The organism is Streptomyces cirratus, assembly GCF_014650775.1.
In the GTDB taxonomy this organism is placed as follows: domain Bacteria; phylum Actinomycetota; class Actinomycetes; order Streptomycetales; family Streptomycetaceae; genus Streptomyces; species Streptomyces cirratus.
On sequence record NZ_BMVP01000007.1, the window covers coordinates 81,815 to 95,160 of the forward strand.

General features: G+C 71.0%; 11 protein-coding genes, 2 tRNA genes and 1 pseudogene. 3 read left to right on the forward strand and 11 right to left on the reverse strand.

The window, feature by feature from the left end:
• Window positions 1-92: 92 nt before the first annotated feature.
• The 9 genes from IE207_RS19265 to IE207_RS19305 form a co-directional block, all read right to left on the reverse strand.
• A complete protein-coding gene (locus IE207_RS19265; RefSeq protein ID WP_190185489.1) occupies window positions 93-2,225 on the reverse strand; it encodes a glycosyltransferase family 39 protein in 2,133 nt (710 codons plus the stop codon).
• A complete protein-coding gene (locus IE207_RS19270) occupies window positions 2,222-3,496 on the reverse strand; it encodes a bifunctional glycosyltransferase family 2/GtrA family protein (protein WP_190185490.1) in 1,275 nt (424 codons plus the stop codon). The genes IE207_RS19265 and IE207_RS19270 overlap by 4 nt, the downstream gene beginning before the upstream one ends.
• Window positions 3,497-3,521: 25 nt before the next feature.
• Entirely contained in the window at window positions 3,522-5,030 is a 1,509-nt protein-coding gene (locus IE207_RS19275; protein ID WP_229873826.1) for a sensor histidine kinase, read from the reverse strand.
• Between the two features lie 95 nt (window positions 5,031-5,125).
• Window positions 5,126-5,893 (reverse strand): response regulator transcription factor, encoded by a 768-nt coding sequence (locus tag IE207_RS19280; RefSeq protein WP_190185491.1) that lies wholly within the window; start codon window positions 5,891-5,893, stop codon window positions 5,126-5,128.
• A 40-nt stretch (window positions 5,894-5,933) separates the two neighbouring features.
• A complete protein-coding gene (locus tag IE207_RS19285) occupies window positions 5,934-6,869 on the reverse strand; it encodes an amidohydrolase family protein (RefSeq protein ID WP_190185492.1) in 936 nt (311 codons plus the stop codon).
• Entirely contained in the window at window positions 6,850-7,191 is a 342-nt protein-coding gene (locus tag IE207_RS19290; RefSeq protein WP_190185493.1) for an antibiotic biosynthesis monooxygenase family protein, read from the reverse strand. Before IE207_RS19290 ends, IE207_RS19285 begins: the two co-directional genes overlap by 20 nt.
• Before the next feature lie 102 nt (window positions 7,192-7,293).
• The gene (locus IE207_RS19295; RefSeq protein ID WP_190185494.1) at window positions 7,294-8,172 is read right to left on the reverse strand and encodes a DUF2797 domain-containing protein; all 879 of its coding nucleotides are present in this window, start codon (window positions 8,170-8,172) and stop codon (window positions 7,294-7,296) included.
• Window positions 8,169-8,603, reverse strand: a complete 435-nt coding sequence (locus IE207_RS19300; RefSeq protein ID WP_190185495.1) for an Lrp/AsnC family transcriptional regulator — start codon at window positions 8,601-8,603, stop codon at window positions 8,169-8,171. Before IE207_RS19300 ends, IE207_RS19295 begins: the two co-directional genes overlap by 4 nt.
• 718 nt (window positions 8,604-9,321) lie before the next feature.
• Window positions 9,322-9,510, reverse strand: coding sequence for a DUF3117 domain-containing protein (locus tag IE207_RS19305; RefSeq protein ID WP_190185682.1), 189 nt, complete (start codon window positions 9,508-9,510; stop codon window positions 9,322-9,324).
• A gap of 668 nt (window positions 9,511-10,178) precedes the next feature.
• On the opposite strand from IE207_RS19305, the gene IE207_RS19310 reads away from it, so the two are divergent.
• A complete protein-coding gene (locus tag IE207_RS19310; RefSeq protein ID WP_190185496.1) occupies window positions 10,179-11,102 on the forward strand; it encodes a nuclease-related domain-containing protein in 924 nt (307 codons plus the stop codon).
• Window positions 11,103-11,227: 125 nt separating this feature from the next.
• Window positions 11,228-12,135: pseudogene (locus tag IE207_RS19315) on the forward strand (site-specific integrase); the annotation flags it as partial.
• Between the two features lie 80 nt (window positions 12,136-12,215).
• Here IE207_RS19315 and IE207_RS19320 read toward each other — a convergent pair.
• Window positions 12,216-12,288: transfer RNA gene (locus tag IE207_RS19320), tRNA-Arg, on the reverse strand.
• 231 nt (window positions 12,289-12,519) lie between these two features.
• A tRNA-Ser gene (locus IE207_RS19325) sits at window positions 12,520-12,610 on the reverse strand.
• A gap of 249 nt (window positions 12,611-12,859) precedes the next feature.
• Between IE207_RS19325 and IE207_RS19330 the strand changes: the two genes are divergently transcribed.
• Window positions 12,860-13,285 (forward strand): SSI family serine proteinase inhibitor, encoded by a 426-nt coding sequence (locus IE207_RS19330; protein ID WP_190185497.1) that lies wholly within the window; start codon window positions 12,860-12,862, stop codon window positions 13,283-13,285.
• Window positions 13,286-13,346: the final 61 nt, after the last annotated feature.

Consider the following 13,346-nt stretch of genomic DNA (forward strand, 5'->3'; position numbering starts at 1 on the left):
GCCCGTACGGCGGCCGCAACGGCAAGGTGCCGCAGACGCAGTCCTCGTCTGCGGCACCTTGCCGTGTGCGGATGGGGGACGGGCCGGCCCGGTCAGGGTGTCGTGGTCGCCGGCGCGGTGAGGTCGTAGAAGACGGCCCCGCCGAGGGTGGTGGCCCGGTAGGTGGCCTTCACCCAGGTTTCGATGGCGCTGCTGTTGCCACCGCCCGGGCCGCCCGCGCGTCGAAGGCCGGTGGACTCACCGCCGGCCGCGCCCTGAGGCTGCGGCTGGACCTGCCCCTGGTCCTCGCTCCGGCCGATGAACCAGTGGATACGGCCGGCCTTGACGTACGCCTTGAACTGCTCCAGGGTCGGCGAGGGATCGCTGCCGTTGAAGCCGCCGATCGGCATGACCGGCGTGCCGGAAGCCAGTTGGTAGCTCGCCGCGTTCTGCGAACCGATGGCCGCCGCCGCCCACGTGTAGCGACCGGCGTCGGCCCGCAGCGCGGCCGTGGCCTCCGCGCTCGCCTTCGTGCCGTTCAGCAGCCCGCCGGCGCCGCCGGGAGCGTTGCCCCGCGTGTCGCCCTGCGGACCGCCTCCGGCAGGCCTCGTGCTGCCGGGGACCCCGGCAGGCCGTCCGCCGGGACGCATCCCGGGCCCAGCGCCCGGGCCGCCCTGGGGCAGGCCACCGCCGGGGAGGTAGAACCTGCGCATGCCACGGCCACCCGGGCCGCCGCCACCCGCCACAGCGGGGCCGGCCGTCACGATGGAGCCCGCGTGCGGGGTGTTCACCGTGGTCAGGCAGTACGCGAGCGGCCCCGCCAGCGCAGCGCCCAGGCCGATGCCCGCCACCGCCAGCAGCGCCCTGCGGCCCAGCCGCGCGGCGAACGGCAGCGCGACGGCAGCGCCGATACCCGCCCCGAGCACCGTCCAGCGCAGCCACGGCAGGAATCCGGTGGCGCGGCCGAGCAGCACGAAGGCCCAGTACGCGGTGAGTGCGAGGGTGCCGGCGAGGGTGAGGACGGCGGCCCGGCTGCCGCGCTCCTCCCACAGCACCGCGACGCCCATGCCGACGAGCGCGGCCAGGAACGGGGCGAGGGCCACGGTGTAGTACTCGTGGAAGATCCCCTGCATGTAGCTGAAGACCAATCCGGTGATCAGAAGACAGCCGCCCCAGGCCAGGAAGGCGGCGCGGGCCGTGCTCTCCAGCGAATCCGTGGCCCGGCGGGCCCTCCAAGTGATCACCAGGCCGGCGAGGAGCATGACCAGGGCCGCCGGAAGCAGCCAGGAGATCTGACCGCCGATGTTGCCCGCGAACAGCCGGTCGATGCCGGTCTCTCCCCAGCCTCCGCCGCCGCCCCCGCCGGGGCGCCCGGCGCCTGCGACGCTGCCGGTCTCGTTCCCGTTGATCCGTCCCAGCCCGTTGTAGCCGAGGGTCAGTTCCAGGAAGGAGTTGTTCTGCGACCCTCCGATGTAGGGCCGGGACTTGGCGGGCCACAGTTCCACCACGGCCACCCACCAGCCGCCCGCCGCCACCATCGCGAGTCCGGCAAGCAGCAGCTGACCCAGTCGCCTGCGCAGCCGAGTGGGAGCGCAGACCGCGTACAGCATCGCGAGCGGAGGCAGGATGACGAAGGCCTGGAGGGTCTTGGTCAGGAAGGCGAATCCGACCGCGGCTCCGGCCCCTACGAGCCAGCCGGTGCGTGCTCCGTCCAGTGCCCGCAGGACGCAGTACACGGTGACGGTCATCAGCAGGGCGAGCAGCGCGTCGGGGTTGTTGAAGCGGAACATCAAGGCCGCGACGGGCGTCAGGGCGAAGACGGCACCGCTCAGCAGCGCGGCCACGGGACCGAAGTGGCGCCGTACGGCGGCGTAGAGCACCGCGGTGGTGCCGACGCCCATCAGGGCCTGCGGAACCAGGATCTGCCAGCCGCCCAGCCCGAAGAGTCGCACCGACAGGGCCATGGGCCACAGGGCGGCCGGGGGCTTGTCGACGGTGATGGAGTTCCCGGCGTCGGAGGAGCCGAAGAAGAAGGCCTTCCAGCTCTCGGCGCCCGCCTGGACCGCTGCCGAGTAGAAGGAGTTCGCATAGCCCGAGGCGCCCAGGTTCCACAGCAGCAGGACGGCAGTGAGGAGCAGGAGCACGGCGTAGGCGGGACGTTCCCAGCGGGGCCGGCCGGTCACCGCCGGAGTACCGGCGGCGGCCGGTGGGGCGGGTGGGAAGAGGTGTACTGCGGCCGTCGTCATCGGATGTCGTCCTTCGTGGGGTTGCCGTGAGGCTCGGGGAAGACCCAGGCGCGGAAGAGCAGGAAGCGCAGCACGGTGGCAGCGAGGTTGGCCGTGATCAGCACGGCGAGTTCAGTGCTGTGGGCCGGCTCGGCGGCAGCCGCGCCCAGGGCGGCGAGTGAGCCGCTGGTCAGGGTCAGCCCGATGGCGAAGACCACCAGCCCCTGTGCCTGGTGGCGAACGGCGCGGGCGCGGCCCCGCACCCCGAAGGTGAGCCGGCGGTTGGCGGCGGTATTGGCGACGGCCGACAACAGCAGGGCGGCCGCGTTGGCGACCTGGGGCCCCGTCGTCGTACGGAACGCCGAGTACAGCGCCAGGTAGAGCAGGGTGCTGAGCAACCCCACCGCGCAAAAGCCGAGGAGTTGGCGGGCCAGCCCGCGCGGGACCCCGGGCAGTGCGGTCCGGTCCCGCGGGTCGTCGCCGAAGGGGCGGGCGAGCCGGTCGAGGGGCAGCGCGCCGACGGCGAGCGCCCGGCCGACCCGCCAGACGCCCTTGAGGTCCTCGGCGGCGGTGCGTGCGATGTGGACGGTGGAGTCGGGGTCGTCCACCCAGTCCACCGGCACCTCGTGGATCCGTAGCCCGGCGCGTTCGGCCAGCACCAGCAGCTCGGTGTCGAAAAACCAGCCGGAGTCCTCCACCAGCGGCAACAGCCGCTCCGCGACGTCGCGCCGGATGGCCTTGAAGCCGCACTGGGCGTCGGTGAAGCGGGCGGCGAGGGAGGAGCGCAGCAGCAGGTTGTAGGCCCGGGAGACGAACTCCCGCTTGGCTCCCCGGACCACGCGGGAGGAGCGTGCGAGCCGGGTGCCTATGGCGAGGTCGGAGTGACCCGATATCAGCGGGGCGACCAGGGGCAGCAGGGCGTTGAGGTCGGTGGAGAGGTCCACGTCCATGTAGGCGAGGACGGGAGCCTCCGAGCGGGACCAGACGGTGCGCAGGGCTCGGCCCCGGCCCTTCTCCTCCAGCCGGATGCTGCGTACCTCCTCCACAGCAGTGGCGAGGACGGCTGCGACGTCGGGGGTGCGGTCCGTGCTGGCGTTGTCGGCGATGGTGATGCGGAAGGGGTAAGGGAACGTCTTGGTGAGGTGTTCGTGCAGCCGGTGCACGCAGGGGCCGAGGTCCTTCTCCTCGTTGAACACCGGTATCACCGCGTCGAGTACGGGCTCACCCGGTACGGGTGCCAAGTGCACGCGCGCCGGGAGGGCTCCGGGGCCGGGAGAGGTGTCGGTTGGCATGCTCCGAGCCTCCGGCGGCGGGCTGTCACCGCTGTGTGGTGAGCCTGTGCTCCGTCTGTGAGTCGGTCCGCTCCTCGGTGTGTGCGAGGGGGAGGAGAACCTCGAAGCAGGTCCGGCCGGGTCGGCTGCGGACCTCGACCCGGCCGCCATGGGCGGTGACCACTGCCTGGACTATGGCGAGACCGAGGCCGGTGGAACCGGCAGCTCGGGACCGGGAGGCATCGCCCCGGGCGAACCGCTCGAAGACGTGCGGGGCCAACTCGGCTGGAATACCTGGTCCGTCGTCTTCGACCCGGAGGCGAACGAGCGGTGTTTCACGTGAAACATGCGCGGTGACGGTGGTGCCGGGCGGGGTGTGGGTGCGTGCGTTGGCGAGGAGGTTCACCAGGACTTGCTGGATCCGGGCCGGGTCGGCCCGGATGGGCGCCGGTTCGTCCGGGAGTTCCAGCCGCCAGTGGTGCTCCGGCCCGGCGGCCCGGGCGTCGCTGACGGCATCGACCACGAGCGGGGCGAGGTCGGTGGCTGTGTCGCCGGTGGCGAGTGGCCGGCCCGCGTCCAGCCGGGCAAGCAACAGCAGGTCCTCGACCAGGCCGGTCATCCGGGTGGCTTCGGATTCGATGCGGCCCAGGGCGTGGCGGGTGTCTGGGCCCGGCTCCTCGTGGCCCCGGCGGGTCAGCTCGGCATAGCCCCGGATCGAGGCCAGAGGGGTCCGCAACTCATGGCTGGCGTCGGCCACGAACTGGCGTATCCGGGTTTCGCTCTGCTGCCGGGCGGTCAGGGCGGAGGAGACATGGCCCAGCAACCGGTTCAAGGCCGCGCCGACCTGACCGATCTCGGTCCGGGGGTCGGCTTCGGCGTCGGGAACCCGCTCGTGCAGAGCGGGTTCACCGCTGTGCAGGGGGAGTTCGGAGACCCGGGTGGCGGTGGCGGCCACCCGCCGCAACGGGCGCAGCGCCACACCCACCAGGGCCTGTCCGGCGAGGGATGCCGCGATCAGGCCGGCCAGGGTGGCGAAGACCTCGACCGCGATCAGCGTCCGGACGGTGGAGTCGACTTCGCCGAGCCGGAAGCCCAGGACCAGGCTTCCGTCGGGAGCGGTGAGCACCCGGTAGCCGCCGAGATCCGGCAGATCCACGTCCAGCGGTCGGGGCCGGCTCTGAGCGGCTTTGCGGGCGGCCTTCGCCAGAGCCGCGGCCTGGGCTTCGGTGAGGGGCTGGCGGTGGTCGAGTTCGGGGCCGCCCACCGCGGCGTTGCGGGCGGTGCCGATGACCTTGCCGTTCTCGTCCAGCCGGATCCCGGCCGCGCCCGGCGGGGTCCCGGCCAGCACGAAACCGAGGCTGCCCTCTCGGGCGGCCTTCCCGGCGCCGGGGCCTCGGGTGGCCATCGTGATGGAGGCGCGCAGCTGGTTGTCCAGTTGCTCGACCAGGTACTGGCGCAGCGCAAAGGTGGTGACGGCGCCGATGGCCGCGCCGACGACGGCGATCAGCGCCACCGCCGCCAGCACGAGACGGGACCGCAGCGACCAGGGCCGCAAGACCCGGCGCCCGCGGCCGGGCTCGCGGCCGGTTCCGCGCCCGGGTCCGCGCCCGGGTCCGCGCCCGGATGCGCGGCCGGGAAGACGTACGGCCACTACTCGGCCGGCTTGATCAAGTAACCGGCGCCCCGCCGGGTGTGGATCATGGGCGGCCATCCGGGGCCGCTCTCCAGCTTCCGCCTCAGGTAGGAGATGTACAGCTCGACCACGTTGGCTTGGCCGCCGAAGTCGTAGGACCACACCCGGTCAAGGATCTGCGCCTTGCTCAGCACCCGGCGCGGGTTGCGCATCAGGTAGCGCAGCAGCTCGAACTCCGTGGCCGTCAGGTGGATCTCCCGGCCGCCACGGGTCACCTCGTGGCTGTCCTCGTCGAGCCTCAGGTCGCCGACCGCCAGTACCGAGCCGCCGCGGGCCGCCTGCGCCGCGCCCGAGCGGCGGACCAGGCCTCGGAGCCTTGCCACGACCTCTTCGAGGCTGAACGGCTTGGTGACGTAGTCGTCCCCACCCGCCGTCAGCCCGGCGATGCGGTCCTCGACGGAGTCCTTGGCGGTCAGGAACAGCACCGGCACGTGCGGCAGCTCGCGGCGCAGCCGGCCGAGCACGGCGAGGCCGTCCATGTCCGGGAGCATGATGTCGAGGAGCACCACGTCCGGGCGGAACTGCCGCGCCGCCCGCACCGCGCTCGCCCCGTCACCCGCGCTGCGGACCTCGCACCCTTCGTAGCGCAGGGCCATGCACAGGAGCTCGGAGAGCGCGGCCTCGTCGTCGACGACGAGCACCCGGCAGGGGCCGCCGTCGGGGCGGACGAGGGCCGTGTGCTTGCCGGTGGACGTGGACGCGTGGGAGGTGGTCGTCGCAGTCATGCGTACACGCTGGACGGAACCTCTGAGAGCGTTCTTGCGCCTACCTGTGAATTTCCTGAGAACCGGCGGGCGGGAGACCTCCGGCCTTCGGGGCTCGGGCCAGCCGGAAGAGCCGGGCGCCGTTGTCGTGGCAGACCGCCCGCAGCCAGTCGTCCCCGAGGCCGAGCCGTTCGAGGGCGGTCAGCTGGTGCTCGTACGGATAGGGGATGTTCGGGAAGTCGGTGCCGAGCAGGATCCGGTCGCCGAGGTCCGCGAGCCGCCCGAGGTCCTGCGCCGGGAAGCCGCTGAACTGTTCGGAGAAGTCGGTGAAGGCCATGGTGGTGTCGAGGCGGACCTCGGGGTACCGGTCGGCCAGGTCGAGAAAGTCGGTGTACTCGGGCATGCCCATGTGGGCGATGATCAACGGCAGCGCGGGGTGCCGGGCGAGCAGGCGGGCGATCGGCTCGGGCCCGGTGTACTTGCCCGGGACCGGCCCCGAGCCGCAGTGGATCACGATCGGGACGGCGGCCTCGGCCAGTAGTCCCCAGACCGGTTCGAGCCGTTCGTCGTTCGGGTCGTAGGCACCGACCTGGAGGTGCGCCTTGAAGACCCGGGCTCCGGCCTCCACGGCCCGGCCGACGTACTCCGCCACGCCGTCCTCCGGGAAGAAGGTCGCGGTGTGCAGACAGTCGGGGGTCCGCGCGGCGAACTCCGCGGACCACGCGTTGAGCCAGGCGGCCATGGCCGGCTTGTGCGGGTAGAGCATGGCGGTGAAGGCCAGCACCCCGAACTCGCGCAGCAGCGCGACCCGCTGATCCTCCTCGTGCCGGTAGGTGATGGGCCACTCGACGCCGGTCAGCGGGCCGACGGCGTCGAAGTAGTCCCACACCTTGTCCAGGACCCGCTCGGGCATGAAGTGCGTGTGGACGTCGACCAGCCCGGGCAGTCCGAGCCGGTCGCGGAAGGCGCGGACCGCCTCAGCCGTTGTCGCGGACAAAACCGTGGCTCCGTTCGACCGTGGCGACGTGCAGCGAGTAGCTCTCGTACCAGTGGGTGCGGCCTTGCTTCATCGCTGCCTGGTGCTCCGGGTCGTCCCGCCAGGCGGTGAGCGAGTCGTGGTCGCGGAAGTAGGCGACGGTAATGCCGAGGCCGCCGGGAGTGCCCGCGGACTCGTAGCCGAGGAAGCCGGGGTTGGCCCGGACGATCTCGTTCATCCGGGTGCTGGTCTCCGCGTAGCCGGTGTCGTCGCAGGTGCGGACACCGGTGAAAACGGCCATCACGTAAGGCGGTTCGTAGGGGGGCACGGGCTGGATGCTCATGGCGACCACCCTCCGCGTCCTGGCCTTGGCGTGTCCACCCGAAAGGGGGCCGCGGGGCGAAAGGGATCCAACTTTTGACCTTGGTCCACGGCTGCGGGCCGGTCAGAACAGCCCGCCCTGCCCGGCGTCGGCGGGCGGCTCGATCGCGGCCACCGGCACGTCCGTGACGGCGTCCCCCGGTGCGGCGACCAGCTCCCAGCCGGCCAGGAGCCGGGTGTCCACCACGAGCCCGTCCGCGAAGTGCAGGTCCGGCCCGGCCGCGCCGACCAGCAGCCCGGCCACGGCTCCGCCCGGCACCAGCTCGGTGACCACACGCGCCGGCGCGGGCAACGCCTCCAGCCCGAAGGCCGCCGCATGGTCGCCGACTTCGCACCCCACCGGCTCCAGCGACTCCGGCCACCCCGGCAGCGCCAGGGCCCGGGCGTGCAGCTCGGCGACCTCGCCGGCCCGTTCGGCCGGCGGCGGCAGGTGGCCCCGTACCGCGCGCTTGCGGGCGTAGGCGATCCGGTCGGGCACCCCCAGGGCCGCCCGCAGCAGTTCCTCGGTGCGCCGCGCGGCCATCAGCGGACCGCGCCCCAGCCACGCCCAGGTCACCGCCCCCTGTTCCAGCAGCCGGGCCGGTCCACGCTCCTCGGCTGTGATCCCGACCTTGATCATGCCGGGTCCGAACCAGGCGAGGTACACCCGGTAGGGGCGCGGATCGGCGGCGTTGGTGTCGGCGGCCACCGAAAAGGACCGGTCCAGCCGGCCACACTCGGGGCACTGGGCGCTCCCGGTCCGGCCCGGCACCGTCCGGTGCGCGGGGCACGGCGTGCGCTTCCCCGCCCGCCGCACTCCGAGACAGTGCCGCTCTCCCCGGGCGGCGAAGGCCAGCCGCTGCCCGTAGCCGAGCAGGCTGTCGCGCTCCCCGCGCCCGGCTCCGTACCAGCCGATGCCGGGGCGGCCGTCCTGCCACCGGATGCCGGTGCACCACCAGGTCACAGCGGGAGCGGCCGCTCGAAGAAGGTCTCCAGGACGACGGTGGCCTGCGTCCCGCTGACGCCGTCGATGGCGTAGAGGCGGCGCAGTACGTCCTGCAGCTGCGCGGTCGAGCCGGTCCGCACCTTGACGAGCACGGAGGCGCTGCCCGCGATGACGTGCGCCTCCTGGATCTCGGCGATCCCCTCGAAGGCCGCCCCGGAGTCCCCCATCCAGGCGTTCGAATCGACCATCACGTAGGCCAGGACCCCGCTCCCGACGGCCGCCGGGTCCACATCGACCGTGCTCCGCCGGATGACTCCGCGTTCCCTCAGCTTCCGTACGCGCTCGTGCGTGGCCCCCGCCGAAAGCCCGACGGCCGCACCGAGGGCGGCATACGACTGACCCGCGTCCTCCTGGAGCCGCCGGAGCAGCGCCCGATCGATGTCGTCCACGCGATCTTCCCCTTTTCCGCCTGACACCCCGTGCGGAGACGGTACCTGATCTTGCAATCTCACCGTCACGCCGAACAATATTCGGAGCCCACCGGCCGCTGCGCCTACGGCGACGCTCGCCCGGAGCGGCTCTACGACGACTCGCCGGGCGAAGGTCCCCTCCACTTGCCCGCGCGACGGCATCGGGTGTGGAGCGACATCCCCAATGACCGCTTGCCGCGCCGGGACGAGAAGACCGGCACCCTTTCGATGTTCCTGCGAGCGGAGCACCCGCCCCTCACCCGCACCGCACGGCACCCCCACCGTCGTCGCCGACCGCCGGGGGTAACGCGGTGGTGCCTTCACCACCCCGACGCACACAACGCAAGAGGCCCCCCGGCGAACCGCAGGGCCTCTTCGGCTGTGCACTCGGCAGGATTCGAACCTGCAACCTTCTGATCCGTAGCTCTGACAGGGAACCTGCACGTCAAGGCGGAACCGAGATGTTCTCGGAGTGCGCCGTCGGTGACCGTGACCGTAGTTCACCGACACATCTGGCATGAGAGTGGCAGGTAGGCGTGACGCTTCCACTCGGTCCCGGCCTGCGGCCCGTTGGGCGGACCGCCTCCAGCACCAGCCCTGGGCAGTCCTGTCTCCCCGGTCAGCGGGATCATGCTCACGTACGACAGTTTCTGACTGTTCCCGGCGGCCGCATTGGCTGGAGCTGGGTTGGGCGTTGTTACGGCTGCTCGGTTTCCGCTGGTGTCTCGGCTTCCGCCGGTGCGTTGAGTGCGTCGGCGAGGGCACTGGCCTCCTCCGGGGTCAGTTCGACTACGAGCCGACCGCCGCCTTCGAGCGGTATGCGCATCACGATGTTCTGCCCCTCCTTGACGGCCTCGAGCGGTCCGTCACCCGTTCGCGGCCTGATCTTGCCAGCCGGCTGAATGGAGACACCGTTGTTGAAAGACAGTGCCCGCGTCCCGTTGCCCTCGGTCTTGACTGCGTACGTCCCCAAAGCGGGTGTCGCGGTGGCCACAGGCGTTAGGACGAGCGCCCCCAGAACGAACGATGAGGCAACGAGCGAGATGACAGCGTTGCGTCGGATGCACCGGGCCATGATGGATGTCCTCCCTCTCGATGAGTGGAGGGCGCCGCGGAGACACGGGGGCAAGTCGCCACGCCAGCGCTCCGGGGATTGGGCCCTCCAGCCACAGCGACAACGAATGTCCAGCTGCGGCACCACTGTGGCGCCCGACTGATCGGAAAGGCGCCACTCCATCCATGCTCCCCCTCCCCGAACCGGGTGTCGACCGGACCGCCATGTGAGCCCTCCTGGCGGACAGGCCCAGCACCTCACCACAGGTGCCCCCTCAACTCCCGTCCCGTCTGCCGTCGGCCCAGCCATCCACGGGCCGGCACCCGCGTACGGCGCCCCGCCATCCCGGAGCCGGGAAGCCCGCCCGGCGGAGCGGAGCGCAGCCGGGTGCTTGATGAGGTGGAGAAACCTGTAACAGCTGGCTCTGTAACTGGCGGTCTTGCCGACCGGGCCACCAGCTGTTGGCATATGGGTGGGGACGGCACGCAGGGGGGCGGCTGATGAGCGATCTGACGGTGCATCCGTGGAAGAAGCATGGCAAGGATCGGCTCTATGTGAACCTGCCGGACGGAACGGCTGTCGCCTGGGCGGATCGGGCGACCAAGACCGTGACGATCAAGCTTCGGAAGTACCAGGACGAGGCTCTGGCTCTTCTCAGGCGGCACCTTGGGGAGGGGCTTACTGTCAGCTCCACCCCTTCGCCTGCCCACGCGCCGCGCCCCGCGGCCCCTTCGCGGCAGCAAGGGCAACCCCGTCACGCGACCCCGAAAAAGCGACCCGAACGCCCGGCCTCTCTCCCACTCCTCAGCCCTAGTGAGGACCTGGCGAGGAACCGGCCCGGCTCCCGAGTCGTCGGGGTGATCGCCGAGAGGGGCCCGTCGACAGTTCAACGGCTCAAGTCGAAGTTACTGCGGCAGTCCTCGGAGTGGGACAGCTGGTACGCCGGCCTGGAAGGGGAACGGCGGGTTGGACGTGAGCTGGAACGCCTCACCCCACTCGGTTGGCGAGTGCTTCACGGCATCGAGAAGGGCAATGGCGGCGACATCGACCACCTGTTGATCGGCCCTGGCGGCGTGTTCAGCATCAACACCAAAAACCATCGGGACGCCTCGGTCTGGATCGGCGACTCGATGGCCAAAGTCAACGGGGGACCGCCACGCCCGTACGCTGCGGCAAGCCAGGCTGAGGCGGACTTCGTGCGGAGGGTGCTGGGGCGGTACTGCGCCTTCGAGGTGCCTGTCGAACCGGTTCTGGTCTTCGTGGGCGTTACCGCCCTGAATCGGGCCGCTACGCAGTACACCGTTCGCGTCTACCAGGAGCGGGAGGTAGCGGCTCTGGGGCCGTTGACTGGCAAGCTCACCCCGGAGCAGGTGGAGCAGGTGTACACAGTCGCCCGTCACCGGCGCGTCTGGCTCCGAGCCTGACTCCGTGCGTCTCGCAGGAGGCGGCTTGTGAAGCCTCGCCGGCACAGCCGTCGTACGCCGCGACCACGTCGTCCGGCACCTGCTGGCTGATCACGAAGCCCTGTTCCGGGTAGATCAACAGGACGAAGCGGCTGGACAAGCTGACCGTCCGGGACGTCCGGGAGTGGCTGACCAAGCTGGTGGCCATCTGCCAGTGCTGCGCCCAGGGCAAGGACGCCAAGCGATCCGCCGCGCGCCGTCGGTGCTGTGCGATCGGGGAGTGCTGCGAGGCATACCCCTCCCGACGCGTGATCCAGGGCTCCCGCGACGCGCTGCGAGCCGCCCTCACGCACGCCGTGGCCGAGGAGGAGATCGGCAAGAACGTCGCCTCGCTGGTGAAGGTGCCCAAGCCCCGCCGCAAGCGGATCAAGCCGTGGTCCGTGGTCGAAGCAGGTCGGTTCCTCGCCGACGGAGTCGCCCGGGAGGATCACCTCTTCGCCGCGTGGATGCTCGTGCTGTGCCTCGGGCTCCGGCGCGGGGAGGTGCTGGGGCTGACCTGGAAGTCGATCGACTTCGAGGCCGGGAGCTGTACGTCGATCACCAGATCCAGCGGGCCGGGAGGCAGATCCTGCACCGGGAGACCAAGACGGAGGACTCCGACGACTTCCTGCCGCTGCCGGCGCTCTGCCTCAAGGCCCTCCGGATGCGCCGGGCCCAGAAGCTCGGGGACCGGAAAGCCGCCGGGGAGCTGTGGCAGGACAGTCACGGCCTGGTGTTCACGACGAAGTACGGGACCCCGATCGAGCCGGGGAACCTCACCCGGATGTTCGGCCTGCGCGCTCGCCGGACCGGCCTGCGTGTGATCCCCCTCCGGAACACCCGGCACACCTGCGCCGCGCTCCTCGTCGCGCTCAAAGTCCACCCGAAGGTGGCCCAGCGGATCCTGCGGCACTCGCAGATCGCCATGACGATGGAGGTCTACGCCGAAGCGAGCGAGGAAGCCGTACGCGACGCTCTCGGCAAGCTGTCCGAAGCGATGGGTGGCAGCGGCTGAGGGTGGTTGCTGTACTTCGCTGCTGTACGGCAGGAAACGGCAGAGGCCCCGGACTGTCGTCCGGGGCCTCTGGCCTGCTGTGCACTCGGCAGGATTCGAACCTGCAACCTTCTGATCCGTAGTCAGATGCTCTATCCGTTAAGCTACGAGTGCTTGGGCTGTTCGGGGTTTTGCGCCCCGTTGGCCTTGCGAGAACAACAATACATGGACCTCGGCGGGACGCGAAATCCATTAGCTCCACCGCTGCTGACCTGCGAAAACAGGGCGGAGGGAGATCATCCGGAAGTTCTCGCGCGGCTCTCGGCGGCGAGCGCGGTACCCCTCGTGAAGCGTTCGAAACGCACCGAAGCCCCGGTCCATGAGGACCGGGGCTTCGGCGAGGTGCGGAGGCGGAGGGATTTGAACCCTCGATGGGGGGTAAGCCCCAAACCGCATTAGCAGTGCGGCGCCATAGACCGGACTAGGCGACGCCTCCAGCACACCCTCGCGTACGAAGGTGCGTGCAGATGATGACACAGGCGCGGGGCCGGTCACCAATCCGCTCCCACGGTACAAGGAACGGCGGGCCCGGGGCAAAGCCTTAATGGCACACCCGGGACGAGTTCCAAGGCCGGAGCGTCCCGCATGTGGCGCACGTACACACGCACGCGTCGGACCGCACGCAACGTCGGGGCGCACGGGTCGTTTGTCAGGCGTACGACGTACGGACGACCTGGAGTGCCCCATGCTGCGTCTCGCCGCCTTCGCCGTCACCTCCGCCCTGGCCGCCGCGGCCGCCGGGCCGCTGCCACCGCTGCCGTTGGAGAGGCTGCTGTCGACGCCCGACCGGCTCACCATCGACGTGTCCGACACGGGCAACCCGCGCACCGACGGCGAGTACCGGCTGGAGTGCGACCCCGTCGGCGGGAACCACCCGAAGGCGGAGGACGCCTGCGCCCGCCTCGACACGCTCGCGCGGCAGGGCAAGGACCCCTTCGCCCCCGTCTCCGATCGCCGGATCTGCACCATGGTGGACGGCGGTCCGGCCACCGCCCGGATCAAGGGAACGTGGCACGGCAAGAAGGTGGACACCACGTTCCGGCGGAAGAACGGATGCGAGATCGACCGGTGGAACACCCTGGAACCTGTGCTTCCGAGTGGGCGTTCCTGACCTGGGAGGATGCGAAGGATGTGCGTTTTCCGCCCCGCATCGGCCATCCCGCCGCGGGGCG